The 23,294-nt window shown below is 44.5% G+C and carries 24 protein-coding genes, 2 tRNA genes, 1 rRNA gene and 1 riboswitch; of the genes, 16 read left to right on the forward strand and 11 right to left on the reverse strand.

Features of this window, described 5'->3' with window-relative positions; genetic code table 11:
- The 3 genes from rrf (at position 1) to NPA36_RS09115 (ending at position 305) form a co-directional block, all read left to right on the forward strand.
- A 5S ribosomal RNA gene (gene rrf, locus NPA36_RS09105) occupies positions 1-115 on the forward strand.
- Between the two features lie 13 nt (positions 116-128).
- Positions 129-202, forward strand: a tRNA-Asn gene (locus NPA36_RS09110).
- Positions 203-232: 30 nt separating this feature from the next.
- A tRNA-Thr gene (locus NPA36_RS09115) sits at positions 233-305 on the forward strand.
- Positions 306-483: 178 nt separating this feature from the next.
- On the opposite strand, the gene NPA36_RS09120 is transcribed toward NPA36_RS09115, so the two are convergent.
- The 3 genes from NPA36_RS09120 to NPA36_RS09130 form a co-directional block, all read right to left on the reverse strand.
- On the reverse strand, positions 484-786 hold the full coding sequence (locus tag NPA36_RS09120) for a hypothetical protein (protein WP_256945818.1): 303 nt from the start codon (positions 784-786) through the stop codon (positions 484-486).
- Between the two features lie 109 nt (positions 787-895).
- Complete coding sequence (locus tag NPA36_RS09125) at positions 896-1,228, reverse strand: hypothetical protein (protein ID WP_256945819.1); 333 nt, start codon at positions 1,226-1,228, stop codon at positions 896-898.
- 139 nt (positions 1,229-1,367) lie between these two features.
- The gene (locus NPA36_RS09130) at positions 1,368-1,670 is read right to left on the reverse strand and encodes a YjgN family protein (protein WP_256945820.1); all 303 of its coding nucleotides are present in this window, start codon (positions 1,668-1,670) and stop codon (positions 1,368-1,370) included.
- A 583-nt stretch (positions 1,671-2,253) separates the two neighbouring features.
- Here NPA36_RS09130 and NPA36_RS09135 point away from each other — a divergent pair.
- The 11 genes from NPA36_RS09135 to NPA36_RS09185 all read left to right on the forward strand — a co-directional run bounded on the left by NPA36_RS09135 (position 2,254) and on the right by NPA36_RS09185 (position 14,532).
- Positions 2,254-2,526 (forward strand): GNAT family N-acetyltransferase, encoded by a 273-nt coding sequence (locus NPA36_RS09135; RefSeq protein WP_256945821.1) that lies wholly within the window; start codon positions 2,254-2,256, stop codon positions 2,524-2,526.
- A gap of 315 nt (positions 2,527-2,841) precedes the next feature.
- The gene (locus NPA36_RS09140) at positions 2,842-3,453 is read left to right on the forward strand and encodes a class I SAM-dependent methyltransferase (protein ID WP_256945858.1); all 612 of its coding nucleotides are present in this window, start codon (positions 2,842-2,844) and stop codon (positions 3,451-3,453) included.
- 23 nt (positions 3,454-3,476) lie between these two features.
- Complete coding sequence (locus tag NPA36_RS09145; RefSeq protein ID WP_256945822.1) at positions 3,477-4,205, forward strand: class A sortase; 729 nt, start codon at positions 3,477-3,479, stop codon at positions 4,203-4,205.
- A gap of 34 nt (positions 4,206-4,239) precedes the next feature.
- Entirely contained in the window at positions 4,240-5,193 is a 954-nt protein-coding gene (locus NPA36_RS09150) for a trehalose repressor (protein WP_256945823.1), read from the forward strand.
- 1,521 nt (positions 5,194-6,714) lie between these two features.
- Positions 6,715-7,473, forward strand: a complete 759-nt coding sequence (locus NPA36_RS09155) for a Crp/Fnr family transcriptional regulator (RefSeq protein ID WP_256945824.1) — start codon at positions 6,715-6,717, stop codon at positions 7,471-7,473.
- A gap of 18 nt (positions 7,474-7,491) precedes the next feature.
- On the forward strand, positions 7,492-8,274 hold the full coding sequence (gene udp / locus NPA36_RS09160; protein WP_256945825.1) for a uridine phosphorylase: 783 nt from the start codon (positions 7,492-7,494) through the stop codon (positions 8,272-8,274).
- 718 nt (positions 8,275-8,992) lie between these two features.
- Positions 8,993-9,673: a hypothetical protein gene (locus NPA36_RS09165; protein ID WP_256945826.1), complete on the forward strand. Its 681-nt coding sequence runs from the start codon at positions 8,993-8,995 to the stop codon at positions 9,671-9,673.
- Positions 9,673-10,245 (forward strand): ABC transporter ATP-binding protein, encoded by a 573-nt coding sequence (locus NPA36_RS09170; RefSeq protein ID WP_256945827.1) that lies wholly within the window; start codon positions 9,673-9,675, stop codon positions 10,243-10,245. The genes NPA36_RS09165 and NPA36_RS09170 overlap by 1 nt, the downstream gene beginning before the upstream one ends.
- A 645-nt stretch (positions 10,246-10,890) precedes the next feature.
- On the forward strand, positions 10,891-11,652 hold the full coding sequence (locus NPA36_RS09175) for a DeoR/GlpR family DNA-binding transcription regulator (RefSeq protein ID WP_256945828.1): 762 nt from the start codon (positions 10,891-10,893) through the stop codon (positions 11,650-11,652).
- Positions 11,649-12,572: a 1-phosphofructokinase gene (gene pfkB / locus NPA36_RS09180; protein WP_256945829.1), complete on the forward strand. Its 924-nt coding sequence runs from the start codon at positions 11,649-11,651 to the stop codon at positions 12,570-12,572. Before NPA36_RS09175 ends, pfkB begins: the two co-directional genes overlap by 4 nt.
- A 4-nt stretch (positions 12,573-12,576) precedes the next feature.
- A complete protein-coding gene (locus NPA36_RS09185) occupies positions 12,577-14,532 on the forward strand; it encodes a PTS fructose transporter subunit IIABC (protein ID WP_256945830.1) in 1,956 nt (651 codons plus the stop codon).
- Between the two features lie 873 nt (positions 14,533-15,405).
- On the opposite strand, the gene thiT is transcribed toward NPA36_RS09185, so the two are convergent.
- Positions 15,406-15,969, reverse strand: a complete 564-nt coding sequence (gene thiT, locus NPA36_RS09190) for an energy-coupled thiamine transporter ThiT (protein WP_256945831.1) — start codon at positions 15,967-15,969, stop codon at positions 15,406-15,408.
- 51 nt (positions 15,970-16,020) lie between these two features.
- Positions 16,021-16,120, reverse strand: a riboswitch (TPP riboswitch).
- Between the two features lie 158 nt (positions 16,121-16,278).
- Here thiT and NPA36_RS09195 point away from each other — a divergent pair.
- Positions 16,279-16,755 carry a MarR family winged helix-turn-helix transcriptional regulator gene (locus tag NPA36_RS09195; RefSeq protein ID WP_256945832.1) on the forward strand — a complete coding sequence of 159 codons (477 nt, stop codon included), beginning with the start codon at positions 16,279-16,281 and terminating at the stop codon, positions 16,753-16,755.
- Positions 16,756-16,758: 3 nt separating this feature from the next.
- Positions 16,759-17,016 carry a DUF896 domain-containing protein gene (locus NPA36_RS09200; RefSeq protein WP_256945833.1) on the forward strand — a complete coding sequence of 86 codons (258 nt, stop codon included), beginning with the start codon at positions 16,759-16,761 and terminating at the stop codon, positions 17,014-17,016.
- A gap of 79 nt (positions 17,017-17,095) precedes the next feature.
- On the opposite strand, the gene NPA36_RS09205 is transcribed toward NPA36_RS09200, so the two are convergent.
- The 7 genes from NPA36_RS09205 to NPA36_RS09235 form a co-directional block, all read right to left on the reverse strand.
- Positions 17,096-18,814 (reverse strand): recombinase family protein, encoded by a 1,719-nt coding sequence (locus tag NPA36_RS09205; protein WP_256945834.1) that lies wholly within the window; start codon positions 18,812-18,814, stop codon positions 17,096-17,098.
- Positions 18,811-19,431 carry a hypothetical protein gene (locus tag NPA36_RS09210; protein WP_256945835.1) on the reverse strand — a complete coding sequence of 207 codons (621 nt, stop codon included), beginning with the start codon at positions 19,429-19,431 and terminating at the stop codon, positions 18,811-18,813. Before NPA36_RS09210 ends, NPA36_RS09205 begins: the two co-directional genes overlap by 4 nt.
- A gap of 14 nt (positions 19,432-19,445) precedes the next feature.
- Positions 19,446-20,924: a MobQ family relaxase gene (gene mobQ / locus NPA36_RS09215; RefSeq protein WP_328516872.1), complete on the reverse strand. Its 1,479-nt coding sequence runs from the start codon at positions 20,922-20,924 to the stop codon at positions 19,446-19,448.
- A complete protein-coding gene (locus tag NPA36_RS09220; RefSeq protein WP_256945836.1) occupies positions 20,921-21,229 on the reverse strand; it encodes a DUF3847 domain-containing protein in 309 nt (102 codons plus the stop codon). Before NPA36_RS09220 ends, mobQ begins: the two co-directional genes overlap by 4 nt.
- Before the next feature lie 335 nt (positions 21,230-21,564).
- Positions 21,565-22,164 (reverse strand): zinc ribbon domain-containing protein, encoded by a 600-nt coding sequence (locus tag NPA36_RS09225; RefSeq protein WP_101691720.1) that lies wholly within the window; start codon positions 22,162-22,164, stop codon positions 21,565-21,567.
- Between the two features lie 208 nt (positions 22,165-22,372).
- Positions 22,373-23,029: a recombinase family protein gene (locus NPA36_RS09230; protein ID WP_076917708.1), complete on the reverse strand. Its 657-nt coding sequence runs from the start codon at positions 23,027-23,029 to the stop codon at positions 22,373-22,375.
- Positions 22,986-23,210: a phosphoribosylglycinamide formyltransferase gene (locus NPA36_RS09235; RefSeq protein ID WP_101691721.1), complete on the reverse strand. Its 225-nt coding sequence runs from the start codon at positions 23,208-23,210 to the stop codon at positions 22,986-22,988. Before NPA36_RS09235 ends, NPA36_RS09230 begins: the two co-directional genes overlap by 44 nt.
- Between the last annotated feature and the right edge of the window lie 84 nt (positions 23,211-23,294).

The raw sequence follows: 23,294 nt of genomic DNA on the forward strand, positions 1-23,294 counted from the left end.
GTGGTGACGATGGCAAGAAGGTCACACCTGTTCCCATCTCGAACACAGCAGTTAAGCTTCTTAGCGCCGATAGTAGTTGGGGGTTTCCCCCTGTGAGGGTAGGACGTTGCCACGCTTTTTAAAAATTTTCCGCAATAGCTCAGTTGGTAGTAGCGCATGACTGTTAATCATGATGTCGTAGGTTCGAGTCCTACTTGCGGAGTCTTTTTTTATACCATCAATAAACATTCATGCTGCTTTAGCTCAGTCGGTAGAGCGTCACCTTGGTAAGGTGGAGGTCGCCGGTTCAATCCCGGCAAGTAGCTTAGGAAAATTCAAATAAGTAGCAGAAAAGAAAAAATCTTTAACCGTTGGATATCAGTGGTTAAAGAGTTTTTTTGTTTATCTTGCCTATTCGTGGGATAATTATAAGAAAATATTTCGATTTTAAGCAGTCCACTCAGAATTTGATATTGTATATTTGCCCTTCTTCCGAAAAACTTTTTACTCTTGTTTCGCTCTGGTATTAGCCATCATATGACTTTGGCGGAGGTTTTCGCCGTAGTTTTTTATGACGACTCTAAGAAGAATATAGGTCATCGTGGTAGGAATTGCGACTGTTAGGAAGGCATAGATGGGTGAGCCTGACGAAATCAGTGGATTGACGGAGGGGATGCTGATTTGATTGAAGGCGAAAAATGCCATTGAAATGAGTAAGGCGCTTATTAGTATTAAGGCAGAACTAATATTGATGATGAGCAGGTAGTTTTTTATCGCTTTCTGTACTTCTTTTTCGTATGGTAACATAGTATCACTCCTTTTGCTTAAGCATACTATATTATTATGAATGAGAAAAGAAAAACAAGTAAGTCTCTATAAAGAGTGCTTACTTGTTTTTAAAACTTTTAGAAAGCAATTATTTTGCTTCGGTTAATTGGTCTTCTGTTTCAACTATGGGGGCCTCGGTCTTCGTCATCATGTAACTTTGACGGAGGTTTTCACCGTAATTTTGTATGACAACTCTCAGGAAAATGTAGGCTATGGTGGCGGGAATAGTAGCTGCTAGGAAGGCATAGGTGGGGGAGCCTGTTAACAATGTGTTGTTGAATGCCATATCCATATGCTGATTGATCCTAAAAAATGTTGCTGCGACGATGAAGGCATTGAGTAGTATGGCTGCAAAAGCGATGTTGATGATAAGCATGTAAGTCTTTGTAGCTTTTTGTACTTCGTTTTCAAATGGTAACATGTTTTCCACTCCTTTTTTGTGTGCTTTGGTATTCTTGTCAGACCAAGAATCTCCCTTTATTTAAGCATACTATATTATTCTTGAGAAATAAAGAAAAAAACAGGCAAGCACCTCGTAAAAGTTGCTTGCCTGTTTTTGTTTAAAATGTTGTGTGGCGAACTTTCCAGTCTTCTAGTTTGATGGTTACCCAGAACCCGTAAATTCCTAAAGTAATAATTGTTAGGAACAGCCATTTGATCCAGTGACCGAACAGTCCCACGGCAGTTCCGTTGAAATGGAGGCGTCTGCCTTCGATGACGGTGTGGTTAATCTTCCATCCGTAAATCATGCAGAGTGCCCATGGGTAACAAATCCCAAATGTAATGGCAGTGACCAAACCGCCAAGTAGGCTCCACCCAATTAATTCCAACAAGCCACCATCAAAATAACTTTCTTTTTGCATCTATTTTCTCCATTCTATCTGTTTATTTGTCATTGACGTTACCATTCTATATCTAGAAATTAGTGCTTAGGAAATTGATTTGTTTAGAAAAATAGCTAGATTTAAAAGGGTTTTAGTCTTTTATGACTAGGCTTATTCTAGAGACAGGAACCGTGCTTGTCAAGTTAGTAAAAAGGTGTTGCGGTGGGTGAAACGTTTCAGATTTACACTCAGTGTTAAGACAAAAATAGGTTGGGCAAAAAGTCCAAATGGTAACCAAATAAAAGAGTTCCCCAGAAATTTATCCGTACAGAACGGTGTAAAGCATAGCTGACGCACAGTGGATGTTTCGGCTTCAGCCGATTACAGCCACGTAGACAGCTAAGCCAGTGAGACCTAGGCTCACGGCGGTGCCACCGTTCTCATTTCTGATACCCTTTTTCGCAAAACTTTTTTGTGCTTTAAAAAATAGATATTAGTCATTATGGACTTTTTGCCCAGCCTATGTCTATGTTGAGCAGGCACACATCCTACCCTTTAATAGTGAAATATTACTCAAAAAAGCGTATACTAGTATATATACCATTTAGGAGGAGTGAGATTGATGGAATTTATCAAGGAAGGCAATGCGTTTGTTCATTATAACGAAGCCAAAGTGCGTGATGCGGAGATTACCTTTGTTCCTTCGGGGGACGACATGATTATCGTGGACCACACCTATGTTGACCCCAGTTTACGTGGACAAGGAATCGCTAGACAGCTGGTTGACCGAGTGGCAAGTTTTGCACGTCAAGAAAACAAGAAGATTATCCCTGTCTGCCCCTATGTAGTGGATCTGTTTAAACGATCAAATGATTATGATGATGTGAAGAAATAGCTTAAGGAACTAACAAAGAAAGGCATTCTCTTTTTACTGATAATTTTTTGAAAAAAATTACAAAAATTCACAGAAAATTCATAATTAGGGTTTATACTCTATCCATACCCAATAAAAAACACCTATGGTTTACTTCTCCCAAATAAAAAATGAACTCCCAAACATTTTTTATTAGTAAACCCTCCTAACCTTTTCCCGTTGTTTAAAGACAACGGGTTTTTTGTTGCTTAAAATTACATAAAAGCTCATATGAATAACTATCTTAGAATAGGAGAAAACGGTATAATGAAAGGGAATTACCGTAAGGAGGAAATCATGACTAATCACTACTACTCAAAACAACCAACAACACCAAGTCAACCCAAGCATTGGACCTATACCTTGCGCGGACACGACTTTTCATTTCATAGCGATAGCGGCGTCTTCTCAAAACACGGCGTCGACTTCGGCTCAGCACTACTCATCGAAAGCTACGACATCCCCGACCACCTAGCCCAAACCAGCCTACTAGACATGGGCTGCGGCTACGGACCAATCGGCCTCGCTTACGCTTATAGCTACCCACACCTTTCCGTGGAAATGGTGGACGTCAACGAGAGAGCCGTCCAACTGGCCAAGGACAATGCTAACCTGAATCGGATTAGCAACGCCAACATCCATGAAAGCAATCTTTACCAAGAGGTTGCCAGCAAAGAGTTTGGAGTTATCATCTCCAACCCACCCATCCGAGCAGGAAAAGCTACCGTTCACCAAATTATTGAAGAAGCGCATACCCATCTAAGAAACCAGGGCCAACTGGTCATTGTCATCCAAAAAAAACAAGGCGCTCCAAGTGCGGAGAAAAAGATGGTTGAGATTTTTGGCAATTGCGATATGATCGCACGTGACAAGGGCTACTGGATTTTAGTGGCGACCAAACAAGCTTAAAAACAAGCTCAAAGGAGAAAACAATGAACGAAGAAAAAACACCTAAAAAGAAATTCTCATGGCGCTACCTATTTGCTGGCATCTGCTTTGTTTTGGCAGCCCTATTTTTTGCAGCAGACCCCATCCGAAATATGCTTCTAGCTCAGCACCAGGCTGATTATGCCTTGACCGCACAACCTGTCACAGCGCAGGAGATCAAGGACAACTCCCAAAAAGATGCTAGCTTTGACTTCGACAAGGTAGAAAGCATTAATTTGCAAAATGTGGTTGCGGCCAAACTGGATACTTCCAACTATTTGACGGTTGGGGCGATTGCCGTTCCTAGTGTGGGCATGAATCTGCCTATCTATCGGGGCTTGGCTAATGAAGCCTTGCTTGCGGGAGCCGGTACCATGAAGCCGGACCAAGTGATGGGTGAGGGCAATTATGCCTTGGCAGGTCACCATTACCCAGCATCTCCTAGCGTACTCTTTTCACCTTTAATGAATCTAAAGGTTGGAGATACCATTTACATCACAGATTTGGAGAATATTTATGAGTACAAAACCGAGACCATCGATCTAGTGGACATTTATCAGGTGCATGTGGTGGACGACAGACCGGGTGAAACGGAGATAACCTTGGTGACCTGTAACGATGACGCTACCTTGAGATATATCTACAAGGGGAAATTTGTCAGTAAAACGCCTATCACTCAAGCAACAAAAGCCATGAGTGACGCGTTTGGTATTGATCTAACCACCGCCTATTAAGGCAAAATAATCGTAATCAATTGGAGGAGCTGGCATGACGACCGGTCAAACTGGGCTTGCCCAAAGTAATGGTTCTAAGTATACGAATGGTGAGGGGATTAGCCAACAGACAACTGGCAGAACTAGTCTGGTTGACTTAACCCCTAAGCCTACTGTGATAGGGGTGATTATCCCTCGCTTTGACTCACCTTCAACTGTCCTAACATTGAAAGGTATTGACTGTGTGGCGCAAGATAAGGGCTACCAGGTTCTAGTTGCCAACTGCCATCAAAAGGTAGACCAAGAAGTGGCTGCCATTTACCGCTTTGCTCATGAAAAGGTCGCAGGAATCATCTGGTTAGCCGGTCAGATTACTTCGCAACACTTGGATGCCTTGGACGAGAGTGGGCTTCCTGCTGTTGTGGTGGGGCAAGAGCATGAGCGGTTGTACTCGGTGGTTCATGATGACTATCAAGCTGGTTATGAAATGGGGCAGGCTATTGTCGGACTGGGGCATCAGCATGTGACCTATATCGGTGTGCCGGAAGAGGACCGGGCTGTGGGGCGTATTCGTAAGGCTGGGGTTATCAATGGCTTGCGAGAGGCTGGTGCAAGAGGGGTGGAGGTCTTGGAATCGGACTTTTCATCGGAGTCAGCTGTCGCAAAAGGTGAGCAGCTTTTAGCAGAACACCGCCGAACGGTTTTAATCGCGGCAACAGATACTATGGCGATTGGCTTGCTAAAGGCGGCATCTAATCTAGGCGTGTCGGTACCTAACCAAGTTTGCATCGCTGGATTTGGCGGCTATGACTTAGGTAACTACGTCCAGCCAACGCTCAGTACGGTGCAGTACCAGTTTCAAAAAGCCGGAGCCACGGCAATGGTGACTCTAGCTAACCTGATAAATGAGGTGGCAACTCCCAGAGTGACCCTTATGCCTGTTAAGTTAAAGTTACGACAAAGCACTACCCAAGTCCGGAAAATGAAGAAGTTGAAGAGCTTTTTGTGAGATGGGAAAAGTCCATAATGACTAATATCTATTTTTTTAAATCACAAAAGAGTTTTGGAAATGGATTTTTTAACATCAATAGCTACTGTGAGGGAGAGTTTTTGAGTTACTAGTTATTGTTTAGATACTGATTTTACTGAATTATGAGAAAAGTACACCAAAACAGGTATCTAACGAGGAATAAATGTGGTTTATTCCTCGTTAGAGAGCTAAATTTGTTAGCTTTTCTCATAAATCAATCAAAAATGAGCAAAAACAAGTTAAAAGAGACTGTTTCGAGCTGAATTATGAGAAAAGTACACCAAAACAGGTATCTAACGAGGAATAAATATGGTTTATTCCTCGTTAGAGAGCTAAATCTGTTACTTTTTCTCATAAATCAATCAAAAATGAGCAAAAACAAGTTAAAAGAGACTGTTTCGAGCTGAATTATGAGAAAAGTACACCAAAACAGGTATCTAACGAGGAATAAATGTGGTTTATTCCTCGTTAGAAAGCTAAATCTGTTGCTTTTTCTCATAAATCAATCAAAAATGAGCAAAAACAAGTTAAAGGAGACTGTTTCGAGCTGAATTATGAGAAAAGAGCATCAAAACAGGTATCTAACGAGGAATAAATGCAGTTTATTCCTCGTTAGAAAGCTAAAACTGTTAGATTTTCTCATAATTGACTTTTTAGGGGCTTAACTTATGTCCAAACCACTAGAATATCCTCAAACGAAGTCTAAGCTCTTTATGATTTAAACATAGACTTTGTATAACTTGTTAAGTTACCAATCACGCTCTAAAAAGCAACAGAAACTCTAAAGAAGAGCAGTCTTTTTAGAAATCTACAAAAGCATTTTACAGATGAAGGTTGAAAACATTATTATGAAAGCAACATCGATAGCATGAGGAGTTGCTCTATGTATCAAAAACTTTTAATAGTAGAAATTGTTGTGCTAATTCTATATGTTTTCAATATGAATCACATTGAAAATGACGTGAATGTATTTTTCATTTTGAACTTAACGTCTATGTTTTTACTCAATCGTTTCAAAGACAAGAGTAAAGATAAAAAACTGTATTTAATTGCGTTACTTATGACAGTCACAACATTATTGATTATCATCATATGGTTGATTAGGATGTATTTTTTATAAATTGTGCTATCTTCAAGGTGTACTTGAGTCATGTAGATTCTTGTAGGATTATATAGATAGACTTTTCAAAACACAAATAGTCTCCAGCAATTGGGACGGAAATAAGAAGGCGAAGTACAGCTAAGGCACAGAACTTGTACGGCTTAGCCAATGAGTACTTATGGCAGTGTTACTACCCTTATTGTTCCCGCCTCACTAGCTGGAGACTCAACTGTCTTAGTCCAGAAAACCACTTCCTCCAAATTCTTCAATACATATCCACCTAAAAAAATAAAATATTTCCAAAGAAAGGACAAAAGTCCTTTCTAAACCAATCAAATTACCTTATGATAGTAACATAAAGGAATGGGAACGCATCCAATTTGAGAGGGGTGAGCGTTTTGACGGAAACAGTAAAAGAGTTACTTAGCCAATTACAGGTCTTGAATGAAAGAGACAGAACCTATTTGGCATCCTATTTTGCTGATGCACCACCGTGGCTCTTGCAGGCACTCCACCTTCAGCAACTGAAAAAAGGCACCATTTTCATTCGTGAAGATGACCCGGTTGAGACAATTTTCCTTTTGATCAAAGGTCATGTGCGTGCTGTCGACTATCGGATTCTGGGTATTGCCTATGACTACATGCGCTTTGAGCCCATCAAGGCGTTCGGTAGTATGGAAATCCTGCTGGAAAGGGATGTCTACAAAAGCACCCTGTCCACCTACACGGACTGCCTTTTTCTAACGGTCGAAAAACAAAAGTACGAGAAATGGCTAAAAAACGACAAAAACGCCCTCCTCATGGAAATCAAAAGCATGGGCACCTACTTACTAGACCAAGCCCAAAAAGAACGAGCTTTCTTATTTCTCCAAGGAGTCGACCGGATGATACTGCTCTTTATCCGCCTGTATGAACAAGAAACAAACAAGAAAAAGTGTCAGCTCCGCATCACTAGACAGGAATTATCCGAAAATTCTGGCCTGTCTGTCAAAACAGTCAACCGCTCCATCAAGCAAATGGAAGAAAAAGACTACATCACCAAAAAAGGCTATACCATAGAAATTTCACAGCAACAATATGGACAAATGAAAGCTTATATCGCTGAAAAAATGGCAGCGAGCGAAAACAAGGAAGTTAAAACCATTTCAAAAACTTAGATAAAAGGAGAAAATAATATGAAATATGCAGAAGATGGCTTACAGTATCACGTTGGACTTGGACAAGGAATGGTGGGCAAGTATGTTATTTTGCCGGGTGACCCAAAACGTTGTGAACAGATTGCAAAACATTTTGACAATGCGGAATTGGTTGCGGATCAAAGAGAATACGTGACTTACACTGGTTATTTGGACGGCGTGAAAGTTAGCGTGACGTCAACTGGTATTGGCGGACCTTCAGCAGCTATCGCTATGGAAGAGTTGGTCAAGGTTGGTGCGGACACATTTATCCGTGTGGGAACTTGTGGCGGTATGGATTTGGATGTGCAAAGTGGTGACGTGGTCATTGCGACCGGTGCCATTCGTATGGAGGGGACTAGCAAGGAGTATGCGCCGATTGAGTTTCCAGCGGTTGCCAATATTGATGTGGTCAATGCTCTAGTTGCCTCAGCCAAGGACTTGAACCTTCGCGCGCACACAGGTGTAGTGGAGTGTAAAGATTCCTTCTACGGCCAACACAGCCCAGACATCATGCCAGTAAGTTACGAGCTGCAAAACAAGTGGAACGCTTGGTTGCGCCTAGGCACAAAAGCTTCCGAGATGGAGTCTGCTGCCCTATTCATCGTGGCCAGCTACCTACGTGTCCGCATGGGTTCTGTCTTCTTAGTGGTTGCCAACCAAGAACGCGAAAAGGCCAACCTAACCAACCCAGTCGTCCACGACACAGAGATTGCCATCAAAACAGCCGTTGAAGCCCTAAGAAAATTAATCCAAGAAGACAAAGAAAACGAAGCAAAATAAGCCTTAAAATGGTGCCACAGAAATCAGAGAGATGATTTTTGTGGTGCTTTTTTGTATCTTGAATGGACAATGAAGAATAGATTATATTTCTAAATCACAAAATAGTTTCCGTGAAAAAAATTAGAAATGAGAACGGTGGCACCGCCGTGAGCCAAGGTCTCACTGGCTTAGCTGTCTACGTGGCTGTAATCGGCTGAAGCCGAAACAGCTACTGTGCGTAACAGCTATGCTCTACACCGTTATTTCTAATTTTTTTCACGGAAACTATTTTGCTAAAGTATTAGAATGACTTTTTACCTGCCTCGTACATTTCTAATTGGGTAGGATTCCTAACTTTTCTAATTAAGTCTAATAAAAAGTCACCCAATAGATAAAAGTTCAAATTTATTATCTACCTAGTTGCTTTTCAATATTACCCAGCACAAAAAGAGAGTCAGCCAGTAGAGCGGTCAGGAATAACGGTGCAAAGCATAGCTGGTGCAAAGTGGATGTTTCGGCTTCAGCCGATTACAGCCACGTAGACAGCTAAGCCGAAAGACCAAGGCTTTCGGCGATGCCACCGTTCTCATTCCTGACCGCTCTACTGGCTGACTCGCATACCTACAACAGTTGACAAGCCACTTAAAATACTTTAGTATTTTTTTATCGGATAAAACATGCCGAATGGCGTGGATTTTTCCAAAGTTGCTCAATAATATACATATACTAAGGAGGCGCCATGTCTACAATTCTAACCCTGTGCAAATTAAATATTTCCCTTTTGTTAAAGGACAAGCTGTCATTTTTCTGGTCCTTGGCAGTGCCTAGTGTCATGCTATTTTTCAATACCAACCGCATTACTTCGGAGTACGACCTGATCTACTGGTGGGTCTATATTGTTTTCAACGCTTTTGTCTACGGAGTCGGTCTGAATGCCCTAATCGAAAAGGATTCCGGTGCTTTATCGATTATTTTTTCTATCAAGTGGGTTCCGGTCAAGTTTTTCATGAGCTTGCTGCTGACCCAAATTTTGTACAGCTTAGTCTGCATGGGCATTTTCAATCTGATTCCGACCTTCTTATTCAACTTTAACTACCTCCGTTTGACGGGACTATCACTGCTAGCCATGTTAGCCATCTTGCCAGTGGCGTTCATTGGCTATAATTTTACCTATCTGCGCAACCTCTACTCGTCAACCATCGCCTCCATCTGCAACATGCTCATCTTTGTCTGCTTTCTGGCGCTGGGTTTTGATACTCCCATCAACCGTTTCAACCCATTTATCATCTTTGGCAGAACCATGTACGACCTGATTGCTGGCAGATTCCAAATCAGTTATTTACTCATTAGTTGCCTACTGATTCTGATCAGCATTCCAAGTATTGTCAACTTTAGACCACTATCAAAGGAAAGTAGGTGATGGCTGTGGTTACTGTGAACGACTTATACATCAAGGAAATTGATCGCCACGTCACTTGTGAGTTTCAAGAGGGCATTACCTATTTGAAAGGGAAAAATGGTAGTGGAAAAACCTTATTTTTAGACTATCTCAGTGGCTTAAGAGGCAATCAGGGGATTGACAACAATATCTACATGAGACAGAATTTCACTTTTTACAACCGCTTGACCGTGCAGGAGTACATTCACTTTATTCAAGACCTAAGCGGCAATTCAAGGCAACATTTTGTTGATTTCTTACAAAGCTACTACCCAGAAATGGATTTTGAAAGATACAAAAAGAAACGGCTAGGCATGCTGTCGGGTGGGGAAAAACGCCTGATTTATGTGCTATCCATTCTAAGCGTCAAACGAGATTGGTACATTCTGGATGAACCATTTGCAAATATCGACCAAGAAACCAAAGATGACCTGATAACGATTATCACCGCCATCCGCCAAAACCAAAAAGCCAATTTTATACTGACCTCCCACGAGCCAATGGATTTCAACCAACTCCACACCCTAGACTTTAATGCTCTTCTAAAAGCTTAAAGGAGTGTTTGAAAGCAAAAAAATGGAGCGGGATAAAAAATCCATATCAATAATATCTATTTTTAAATCACAAAAGAGTTTCCAGCAACGGAAACAGAAATAAGAACGGGGGCACCGCCGTGAGCCTTGGTCTCACGGCTTAGCTGACTACGTATCTGTAATCGACTAAAATCGACACAACTACTGTGCGTCAGCTACGCTATTTCACCCCTATTTCTGATTCCGTTGCCGGAAACTTTTTTGTTTGCTTATAATAAGAACTTGTTACTCAGCCTCTTACATTTCTAAATGAAAGCTCTCTTCTTATCTCTATACATAATTCTCAACATATAGCAGCTCAAATCCCTGATATATGTAGACACTTCTTAACCACTACCAGCACAAAAAGCGAGGCAGCCAGTAGAGCGGTCAGGAATAACGGTGCAAAGCATAGCTGGTGCACAGTGGATGTTTCGGCTTCAGCCCCTTACATCCACGTAGACAGTTAAGTCGAAAGACCAAGGCTTTCGGCGGTGCCACCGTTCTCATTCCTGACCGCTCTACTGGCTGACTCGCATACTCAAACCAAATAATTTGAACGTTTTTGAATGTTTTTGATTGAAACGGTCATTAATTTGTGCTAAACTATCTGTGAGGTGAATGAAAGTGCTTACTGAAAAAAGACACCAAGCCATATTAGAAGCGTTAGAAAAACAGAACATTGTCCAGATGCAGGAGCTAGTCAACAAACTTGGCGTGTCCGAATCGACCATCAGACGTGACCTATCCATTTTAGAAGACGAGGGCCAGCTGACTCGAGTCCACGGAGGCGCTAAACGCAACTTCATGATTGAAGCTGAACCCAACGTCCAAGAAAAATCCGTCAGATTCGCTCACGACAAGAAGGCAATCGCCAAACAAGCAGCCAGCCTAGTCGAAGACGGTGATGTCATCTACATCGACGCCGGCACCACAACCCTAGCCATGATTCCCTACCTAGTCGGCAAAAAACTAACCGTCGTGACAAATGGTATCCAACACGCAGCGCTCCTTTCTGAATTAGGTATCGACCCAATCCTGATTGGCGGCAAGCTTAAAGCAGGAACCCAAGCCATTATTGGGGCGACTGCCGTTAAACAATTGCACAACTACCGCTTTCGCAAAGCATTTTTAGGTATGAATGGTGTGGATCTACATATGGGATTTACCACTCCAGACGAAGAGGAAGCGACCATGAAGGAGACGGCTGTGGAACTAAGTAGCCAAAGCTATATCTTGATTGATGCTAGTAAGTTTTCTAAAGTCAGCTTCTGCCAAGTCGCAAGCCTAAAAGACGCTACCATCATCACTTACCAATTAGATTCCAGCAAAGAAACCCGTTACCAAATTGAAACAGCACTTATCAATATAAAGGAGGAAGAAGCGTGATTTATACCATTACCTTTAACCCGGCAGTCGATCTGGTCATCAAGGTGCCTGATTTTCAAGTTGGGGACTTGAATCGGTCAGTCGGCGAAGATTATGTGGCTGGGGGCAAGGGCATTAACATGTCAGTAGTCCTCCATCGTTTGGGCCAAACCAATATCGCAACAGGATTCTTGGCTGGATTTTCTGGCTACTATATCAAGCAAGAACTGAAAAGAGAAGGCATCGAGCCGCACTTTATTGAAGTGGAGGGCACGACCCGTATCAATGTCAAACTCAAAAGCAAGGAAGAAACCGAGATAAACGCAGCTGGCCCACACGTGTCGCCTGAGAAATTCCAAGAGCTAGTCAGCTATTTCCAAGACAAGCTACAAGAAGGCGATGTGGTTTTCTTAGCTGGAAATGCAGCGCCCGGTATGGATTCCTCCGCCTATGCCACCATTGCTCAGCTCTGTCAAAAGAAAAAAGCCTACTTTGTCTTAGACGCCACTAAAGATCTCTTAACCCTCTGCCTACAGTACCAACCATTTATCATCAAACCTAACCACCACGAGCTAGGCGAGATTTTCGGCGTGACTATCCAGAACGAAGACGAGATTATAACCTACGCTAGAAAATTACAAGAACAAGGCGCCAGAAATGTACTGGTTTCCAGAGGAGGAGACGGGGCGCTTTTAGTCACAGAAGACGGTCAGATTCTAAGCTCCAACGTACCAAAAGGCAAGCTCATCAACTCAGTCGGAGCAGGGGATTCTATGCTGGCTGGATTTATGGCCAAGTATCTAGAAACCAAGGATTACGCACAAAGCCTGCAACAAGGTGCCGCAACTGGAAGTGCCACTGCATTTTCCGTGGGCATCGCTACAGATGCATTGATTCAGGAACTGATTCCACAAATTCGTATTGAAAAAAAGGAGAGATAAGCACATGAAATTATCAGAATTATTCGTAACAGATGCCATGGACCTCGATCTAGCCCCAATGACAAAATCCGAAACCCTGGCCTACTTAGCCAATCGTTTTGCCCAAAGTGGTGGCTTGACTGACGTGGATGACTACATCAAAGCCCTAGAAGCAAGAGAAGCTCAATCCACAACCGGTGTGGGTGATGAGATTGCTATTCCGCATGCTCAAGCTGAATCTATCAAGCAAGCCTCTATCATTTTTGGGCGTAGCCATGATGGGATTGACTGGGATTCATTCGACAACCAGCCTGCCAAACTCTTCTTTATGATTGCAGCTCCTGCTGGTGGTGGCGAACACCTGAAAGCCTTGGCAAAATTGTCCTCCGTTTTGATGAAACCAGAAGCTAAAGTGGCTCTTCTTGCCGCTACAAGCCCAGAGCAAGTCGTGGACATCTTCAAAACCTATGAAGAACCAGAAGAAGAGAAAGAAGAAAAAGGTCAAGTAGCTACTGAACCACTCCCAAGCCAAGACGATACCTATATCCTAGCCGTAACAGCTTGTCCAACTGGTATTGCTCATACCTACATGGCAGAAGAAAAGTTGAAACAAGCCGCTAAAGCAGCTGGCGTAGCTATAAAAGTAGAAACCAACGGCCAAACCGGTATCGGCAACAAACTTACTAAGGCAGATATCCAAAAAGCCACAGCCGTTATCGTTGCCGCAGACAAAAACGTAGAAATGGCTCGATTTGACGGGAAACCGGTTCTAATCACTAAGGTTTCTGACGGTATTAATAAAGCGGCAGAATTGGTGGAGCGTGCCACAAAAGCTGATGCGCCAATCTTCCATGCGGCTGATGCTGGTCTTGCGGTCGAAGAAGATCAAGGCGAAGAAAGTCTTGGACGTAAATTCTACAAACATCTAATGAACGGTGTTTCTCATATGCTACCTTTCGTGGTTGCTGGTGGGATTCTGATTGCCCTTTCCTTTATCTGGGGGATCAATTCCTTCAACCCAGAAGACCCAACCTACAACCCAATGGCACAATTCTTTATGACAACCGGTAAATTAGCTTTTGCCATGATGCTGCCAATGTTGGCTGGTTTTATCGGTCAATCCCTGGCTGACCGTCCTGGTTTGGTTATTGGTTTCATGGGTGGTATCTTTGCTAACCCAGGTGTTTTATCTGATTTTCCTGGCGGCTCTGGACTCTTTGAAAACTTTGTTTCTTCAGGTTTTCTTGGTGCTTTAATCGCCGGTTTCCTAGCAGGCGGAATTGTTTGGTTCCTGAAGAAAGCTTTCTCATGGCTACCAAAATCCCTTGAAGGCCTCAAACCAATCTTCCTATTCCCAGTCTTCGGGGTTGCTATCATGGCCTTCATCATGCTCTTCATCGTCAACGGACCAATGGGAGCCGTTATGCAATGGCTCATGGACTCCATCAATAGTATCCCAACCGAATGGACCATCGTCTTAGGCTTCGTCGTCGGCGCCATGATGTCCATCGACATGGGTGGCCCAATCAACAAAGCAGCATACGTCACAGGAACAGCCCTAGTAACCGCGTCAAATGGTGCTGGATCAAACGTGATGGCAGCTGTTATGGTAGGTGGTATGGTGCCACCTCTAGCCATTGCTATCGCAGCAACCATTAACCGCAATTTGTGGAATGAAGAAGAGCGCAATAGTGCTTACGTCAACTACGTTATGGGTGCGGCTTTCATCACTGAAGGAGCTATCCCATTTGCAGCGGCTAATCCGCTACGCGTTATTCCACCATTGGCATTGTCAGCTGGTGTGGCAGGTGCTTTAAGTATGGCGTTCGGTGCTGTCAGCAAGGTTCCTCACGGAGGTATTTTCGCTGTACTAGTCGGCGCAGTGTCCAACCCTTGGATGTATCTACTAGCATGGGTTATCGGCGGTGTGCTAGGAGCAGTTCTTCTAAACATCACTTTATCTAGCCAAAAGAAAGCTTAATCTGTTACATGAAAATGAGCCCGCTGAACTTTAGCGGGCTTTCTTTATGTTTATACGAGTCTCCACTTTCTGAGGCGGAAATAACGGTGAATTAGCATAGCTGACGCACAGTGGGTGTTGGGGCTGAGCAAAAAGTCTGTAATAAAATAAAAAAATTCTAAATCATAAAAGAGTTTCCCAGAAATTTATTCGAAACGGGAACGGTGGCACCGCCGTGAGCCAAGGTCTCACCGGCTTAGCTGTCTACGTGGCTGTAAATCGGCTGAAGCCGAAACATCCACTGTGCGTCAGCTATGCTTTACACCGTTATTTCGAATAAATTTCTGGGGAACTCTTTTATTTGGTTACCATTTGGACTTTTTGCCCAGCCCCTTTACAGCCACGTAGACAGCTAAGCCGGAAGATCAAGGCTTCCGGCGGTGCCACCGTTCTCATTTCCGTCTCAGGAAGTGGAGACTCGTTGGTGGCTAAAAAGATAGTAGCTGTGATGACTAATAATTCCTAAAATAGGGTTTATTGATTAGAAAGGTCGTTTCTACTATTAAATAGAAACGAATCATGAACCTACAATTTGTTTACATTTCCAAAATTAAGTTTCTTTCTTACTTATCTTCAAATACCTATATAAAAAGAAAGAATTTGAGCATATTAGGACTGGTTAAAAAGTCATCCTAGCCACTAAAACAAAAGAGTTTCCGAAAAAAAAATCCGAAATAACGGTGCAAAGCATAGCTGACGCACAGTAGCTGTGTCGACTTTAGTCGATTACAGATACGTAGACAGCTAAGCCGTGAGACCAAGGCTAACGGCGGTGCCACCGTTCTCATTTCGGATTCTTTTTTCGGAAACTCTTTTGTGATTCAGAAAGTCTTTTTATTTATTATTCCCAACCAAAAAGATTTTCGGTCCAGTCTGGATAAGCAAGAACAACAAGACAATTACAAAAGCGCCTGTCATCAGTCCAGCAGAACCATTTACAATTAGGGAATAAAGATAAGGCGATTGGCCCTCAGGTGCGTAGCTGCCCCAGAAGAGGAACCCAGCGATATAGTGCCAGATATACCGAATCCCAATCCCCAGCACAGTCGCCATAACCGCGTAGAAAAAGGCTTGCCCAGTTTGCTTTCTGCGAATAGCTGCTAGAAATGGTGCTGATAACAACCCAGCGAAACCAACAGACATAAAAGCTAGGACATACTCAATCAAGACTTGGGGAACGCTTAGGTAATAGACGTTACCCAATGCAAAATGCATGAGCCCCCAGATTAAACCAGCCACTAAACCGGGAATGAACCCCCTTCTTAAGGCATAAACCACCAAGGCAATACTACCGACTGAGACGGAAAACCAGCCAACACCTAATGGGATTAACGATAAAACAGAAGCTAAGGCGCCCATAATAGCAGCCTCCAACCAAACTGTAAGATTTTTTGACATAAAAAATACCCCTTCCTTTATTGCAGACAATGAAAAGAAGAGACACCAAAAAAGATGTTAGAATACAATCCCTACGCACGCATTAACGTATCAGGTTCCAAGAGTTCATAATTGTCTCAGCCATCCTTAGATGGCACCCCTTTGTATTTCATAGCCTATTTAATTTTATAAGACCAGTATACCCAATTTTCACAAGTAGGTCAAGCGCTATCACTTTAAGCTTAAAGCAAATACTTGACAAGTTATCGATTTACTAGTAAAGTAATAACTGTAAACCACCATCGTTACAAGCAGGGAGGCTTGAAAAATATGATAGAATCAAGGGAATACCGAGACAAAACAAATATTTCGCACCAAATTTGGATGATGGTTATGAAGGTCTATAATGAAAATATCAAGTCATTTACTATGAGTTTGAAAGAAGTTGGGCTCAACCCGACCCAGTTTGAAGTCATGCACCTCATTCGAAACCAACAACCAATTGACCAAAAAACAGTTGCGACAACACTAAATCTAACACAGGGAAATATTACCCATTGCATCCATAAATTGGAGGAGTTGGGTTATATCACCTTCCAAAAAGAATGGAAAACCAAGTATTTATCGCTGAGCCAAGAGGGGCAAGACCTCATGTGCCAGCTAATCCCGCAGCAACACCAACTCATGGAGCACTCGCTAAGAGGGTTGACCTGCGACCAAAAACAAGAATTACACGACCTGCTAGCCAGCTTTGAAAGTACCTGCAAAGGAGACTCAGCCCTAGCAGCTAAAGGAAAAGAGGAATAAAACATGGAAATGGAAAGTGTATTAAGAGAAATTAGACACCTATCACATAAAAAAAGAACAGAAGGCTTACGCCCAGAAGAAATCGAACTTCAAAAAGAGCTAAGAGAAGAGTACATGCGTATCTTCCGCATGGCGATGAAAGGTCAAATTGAAGGCATCAAGGTCATCGACCCAGAAGGCACAGACGTCACACCAGAAAAATTAAAAGACATCCAACGCGAAAAAGGCATCCACGGAAGACATCTTGAGGTTGGAGAATAGAAATGAGAAAGCCCCTGCTGTAATGGCCGGGGGTCATAAGAAAGTAATATTGCTTTTTGCAGGAACGGCATGGCTTCGGTCATGCCGTTTCCTGTTTCATCAGTTCTTCCACGGGGATAAAGCCCACAAGGTCATAGGAGATGCGGATGCCCTGTCTGCGCTTCCCGCTGCTCTTGTCAGGCGCTTCGATGTAGATGCCTTTGACAAGCTCCCGCAAGGCGTAGGGGGTCATTTCCTGCAAATCCTCGTATTTGTGTACCCGCTGGATGAACTGCTCCAAATTTTCAATCTGTCGTTCCTGTACTTCGATTTCCTGCTGCAAGGTCTGGATTTCCACTTTAAGCTGCGCCTGCTCGTCCTCATAGGTCTTGCTCATCAGTGCAAACCGTTCATCAGAGAGTTTCCCGGCCACATTATCCTCATAGATACGGATGAACAGCCGGTCAAGTTCCCCAAGACGGCGTTCTGCCTGTGCCAGACGCTTCTTGTGTCCCCGGACAGCTTCTTCGCTGGACAGCCGGAGTCTATGCTCCATTACTGTCCGAAAATGGGCTTCATGCCGGGTTACATAGGAGATAACCGTTTTCATGTGCATCCAGACCAATTCTTCCAGTACAACCGCCCGGATGAAGTGAGCTGAACAGGTTCCCGTGTTGCTGCGGTAGCTGGCACATACAAAATGGTCTTGCCGCTTCTCAAAGTAGTTGGTGGTGCAGTAGCGCATTTTGGCCCCGCAGTCAGCGCAGTAAACCATGCCGGAGAACAGACTGCTCTTTCCGGTTTTTGTCCTTCGGTGGCGCTGCTTGCGGATCTCCTGCACCTTGTCAAAGACTTCCTGCTCAATGATAGCCGGATGGGTGTTGTAGAATACCGCCCGCTTCTCAATGGGTGTTTCCCGCTGCTTCTTGTCCCAGATGGAGTTGGTGTAGGTCTTGAAGTTAACCGTACAGCCCGTGTATTCCCGCCGTTCCAAAATGTGAACAACGGTATTGGGGTTCCAGTGGTACGGATCAGCGGTTTCAGGGCTTGGGGTGTTAATGCCTTCTCTCCGCTTATAGGCAGTAGGATTGAGCACCTGTTCCGCCTGCAAGAGTTTGGCGATCTGCATCGGCCCCCGGCCTTCCATACACAGATTGAAGATGCGCTTGACCACAGGAGCGGCTGCTTCGTCCACGACCCACTTTGTTCGATCCTCCGGGTCTTTGCGGTAGCCAAAGGGGACATTGGTTGTCAGTGGAATGCCCTGCTCGCCCTTGGCCTTCTGTACCGCACGGATTTTGCGGCTGGTATCCTTGGCAAAAAACTCATTGAACCAGTTTTTGATTCCTGCAACATCGTTGTCGGTGCTGTTGGGGTCAATGGTGTCAAAGTGGTCGTTGATGGCGATATAGCGCACACCATATTTCGGAAAAGTGAAGTTAATATACAAGCCCGTCAGCGAGGAATTTCGCCCCAGACGGGACAGGTCTTTCGACAGCACAACAGCCACTTTCCCCGCCTCAATTTCTGACAGCATCTGCTGAAATCCGGGACGGTCATAGTTTGTGCCGCTGTATCCGTCATCCACAAAAAATGTTGGATTCGGGAAACGGTGCTCTTTTGCATATCGGAGCAGGATGTCCTTTTGATTGGTGATGGAATTACTGTCGCCCTCGTTTGCATCCTCTTGGGAGAGGCGGCAATAGAGTGCGGTGATTTTATCAGTTGCCCGTAACATTTCTGTATCCTCCTTCAAAGGGGCAACTGTCAGTACAGGATTGGTTGCTTCTATTGTACCAAGATTCCCGGTATTTGTCATTTATCATCCTCCGTCTTTTCTGTAAACTTTTCAGTCAGAATGCGCTCCATCTTTCTGTCCAGCGTTTCTGTCCCGTCATAGCTGCCCGTGATGGTGTAAATTGTGCCGCCGATCTCACGCTGTAAAGTGAACTCCGGCAGCCAGAAAGCAGATGGATTTTTCACACGGATATGTCCAGTCTCGTCAAACCAGAAATTGTGTTTGGGGCGGTCAGGCGGCAGCGGTTCGGGTTTGAAATAGGGGTCAGGATTGGAGAAAAAATATTCCGTTGGTTCGTCATGGTCAGAATCTTCCCATTGACTGATTTCTTCCCAAATATCCAAATCATCTGCATCAATACCAGAAAATAAATCATCGAGCAGTTGTGGATTAAGGGCGTATTTTTCTTCCAGTTGTTTGATGACATCATCCACATCAATGCGGATGGAATCACCGCTGAGTTGTGCGGCTGTAAATTCTGCATCACTCATATTTGCCCACCGCTGCAATTCAGCCCGTGAAGTATCATCAAGCAATATGAACGAACTTACAGGCTCACCATTGGGCAGCGTATCTCCGAGAAGTATTTTGGCAAGTTTCCTTACGAGGTTATTGTCCTCTTTCCAGTTGAGTTCCATGTTTGAAGTCCTCCTTAATGGTCGATCTGATGCTGTTTCCTGCGGTTCTGCTCGGGATTTTCCCGCGCACAAACGACCTGTTCTACCTTGTATTTGATCTGCAAAAGTTTTTTCACCTCCGCATAGATGGGCGAAAGTTCCGTTTGCGCCGTCTTGTATTCCTGTTCCAGACGGTCATGCTCTTTGCGCCATGCTGTGACCGGCAATTTTCCGCCCTTAAAATACGGCTTTAATTTGCGCTCTGCCATGTGATACAGGCGGAGCACATTTTCATTTTCAGACATGAATTGCTCACGCCTGCCTTTCCACTTGATGGATGCCAGCTTGTCTGCAACAGGTTTTCCGTCAGCGTAAAACTGTACCATGCGGAGAAGCTCGTCTAACTCCTTCATGCGGTCAGATTTGCCAGACAGGGTACTCTTCAAAGTGTCAATGCGGTCACTCAACGCAGATACACGCTCCTGCAACTGTTCCGGCGTTGTCAAATTGTTCTGCATGAGATAATTGCAAATCTCATTGAACTCTTTGAGATTTCCGATCTTCGCTTTCCGGCTCCATGCTCCTGTGTTGCGGTTGGTGTAATACTCGCTGAGCAGCTGCGCCAGATTGGGGGCTTGCGGTTTGTTCAGTTCCTCATGCGCTTCTTTCAGCCAGTCAAACAGCGCCGTAATTTTCTTTTTCAGCTTGCCGATCAACGCATTGGTCGTTTTGACCCAGCGGTTGAAATCGCCCTTATCGGTGCGGATGCCTCTGGCCTCCATCTGGCGGATCGCCGGACCCTCATGGACAGTAGGCAGCTGCTCCACGCCCTGACGCTCGTAGCTGCGGTGGTCGATGCGGCATTCCAGCCCTTTCCCGGCAAATCGGGCATTGCACATTGCCGCCCACTGTTCCCGCCAATGTTCCAGCGTTTCCGGTTTACCCCAGTCCGTGGTGGGGACAGCGTTGAACACATAATTTCCTGCTTCATCCCGGATGCGCTCCTCGTTTTCATCCAGGAGATATTCCCGCCGCTGCTTGTTGCCCCATGTCCCATCCGGCAGCAGGGGACGGATGGGACACATGACATGAAAATGCGGGTTGGCAATGCCGCCGTCCCCCTTGTCGGGGGCGTGAACGGAGAAATCCACCACCATACCCCGGCTCACAAACTGCTCCAATAAAAATTGCCTTGCAAGGTCGATGTTCTCCTGCATGGAAAACTCGTTCTGCAAGGCAATGTCAAAACTGTATGCAAGCTGGGCTTTCCTGCCCCGCTCCGCCTTTTCCACCTCGTTCCACAGGGTTTGACGGTCTGCGAAAGAAGGCGGAGTGTGGGGCGGCAGCAGAATTTCAGAACAGAGCACACCGCCTTTCCGGGTGTAGTCGCTGTCCTCTCCGTAATACTCGCTGTGCAGCTTTTCGCCGGATCGGTAAGCAGCGGACGCAACAGCGGATTGCCCTGCGCTGCGTTTTATCTGGGTAACATGGAAGTGAAATAGTGCGATACTTATCCCTTTCCTTTCTGGCTTGCCTGATTGTGTGTATTGACTGCCTTCATTAACAAAGCCCTGACTTCCGGCAAGGTAAAAACCTTTTCCATGAAAGTATAGAACTCCGTTTCGCTCAAAACCTTTGACAGCGGTGCAATGCTCTCCACGGCAGCCCCTCTGGTAATGAGGCGGTGCGCCCGTTTCTTCCTGTCTCCCTTCTCATAATAGGATTTCCGGTTTTGCAGCCGCTGGAGCCTGCTGCGCTCCTGCGCCAGCTTCTTTTCTGCGTCTGCGATCTCCTGTTTCAGATTTTCGGTTGTTGGCATTGTAGATTCCTCCTTTATTTGCAGATAAAAAATACCGCCTGCCTTTCGGACAAGCGGTAAAATTTGCGTGTTGCGTTTCAGGCTTTGGATGGGAAACTGTCTGTACAAACAGATTGTTTCCCATCCAAAGCGGGCAGGGATAGCCGCATAAGCGGCGCAAGGGGTGCAGCCCCTTGTACGAAACGCAGTGACGCAAAACAGCCCGGACTTCCATCGTCCGGGCTGTCTGCCTCGCAGAGCGCACGCATACAGGGTTTACCCTGTATAGAAGTGCGCCCTTGTTACCAAGGGATATTTTAGTTAACTCAGGTTAATAGCGTTGTGCCACATTGAATTTAGTTTGCTGCTTTGACTACTTCATCAATGTCAAGAGAATAACCCAAAACTTCTCCAACGTCCTTGATTTTGCCTTTGACCACCAAAGTGTCGCCAATAGACATTTCCATGACAGCAGCTTTTTGTTCCTCGGTCTTGATATAGCACTGAACCCCCATGATGGCAAACTCATCATCAGTTGGAACAATAGAGATATATTTACCACTGCTATCAATAACATTCAGACGACCAGTTAACTCCACATACTGGTCTTTATATTTCTCTGCTGCCTTTAGTGCGTTTCCGTTAAGATCATCCATCAGCTCAGAGACTTCATATGCTGTATAAGTGATCTCCGGAGTTTCAGATTCCGGCTGTGTACTGTTGGTATTTTCAGATGTGGTCACTTGGGTATCATTATTTCCAGCTTCATTAGACGTTTTGTCTCCGCCAGCACTACCGATTGCACCGATTATGATAATTACAATCAAAGCAATAAACCACGGACGCTTATAAATCGGCTTCTTGTTCTTTCCTCCACATTTCGGACATACCTTGGCGCTTGCAGCAATTTCAGTTCCGCAATGTTTGCAAGTCACCATTTTACTTGCTTTTGACATCTCAATTCCTCCCTACAAAATCGTTGTTTCTTACCTACATGATTGTGTACCTTTCTGTAAAAGGCGCAAAAGTTTATATAAATTTATTATATCATGGGTCTACAAGATTTTCCATACTGTTTTGGCGAAAAGTCCCACAAATCAGCGAACAAAAAACTGATCATGTTTTCCTTACAGAAAGGTACACATTCCTGTAAAAACACCCCCTTTACAACAACTTGGCTTTTTCGTAAATCTCTGCCCGGTAACGAAAGGTAGCAAGGGGCATCCCACATTCCTTTGCTGCTGCCGTCCCGGTGATTTCTCCCATTTTCCAACGCTGGTAGACAGAATGGAAATTCTCGGGCAGCGGTTTGGGTGGCCGCCCAAACCGAATGCCCTTGGCTTTTGCCGCTGCGATTCCTTCAGCCTGCCGCTGACGGATGTTGGTGTGCTCGTTTTCTGCCACAAAGGACAGCACTTGCAGCACAATGTCGCTGAGGAAGGTTCCCAGCAAATCCTTGCCTCTCCGTGTATCCAAAAGCGGCATATCCAGCACCACAATGTCAATGCCTTTTTCCTTTGTGAGAAAGCGCCATTGCTCCAATATTTCGGCGTAATTGCGTCCCAGACGGTCAATGCTCTTGATATAGAGCAGATCGTCTTTTTTCATTTTTCGCAGCAGTTTCTTGTACTGCGGACGCTTGAAATCCTTGCCGGATTGTTTGTCGATATAAACATTTCTCTCAGGTACGCCCACTTCCCGGAGGGCAATGACCTGACGATCTTCATTTTGCTCTCTGGTGGAAACACGGATGTACCCATAAATTTTCTGCTCGATCTTATTTCCTCCGTTTCTGCCACACAATGTCGTACCCCAGCACATCCGCCAACTCCACCGCCTCGCCATAGCGTAAAGAACCACGCTTTAATTTCCCGGACAGGTTGGGGACGCTGCTGCTCCATCCGTATTCGTCAGCCAAAACCTCCACTACCTCGCTCATGGTCATGCCAGCCCTGACAATGTAGGCTTTGATCTCGTTCCTGTAATTCTCGTGATTGCTCATAGAAAAGTCCTCCTGTTTTGTTGGCTCTGCGGCGAACAGAATCTATTCCGTGATAAATTCCATTTGCTACAAAGCATTGTTTTG

It is taken from the genome of Granulicatella seriolae (assembly GCF_024543085.1).
GTDB classification, from domain to species: Bacteria; Bacillota; Bacilli; order Lactobacillales; family Aerococcaceae; genus Granulicatella; species Granulicatella seriolae.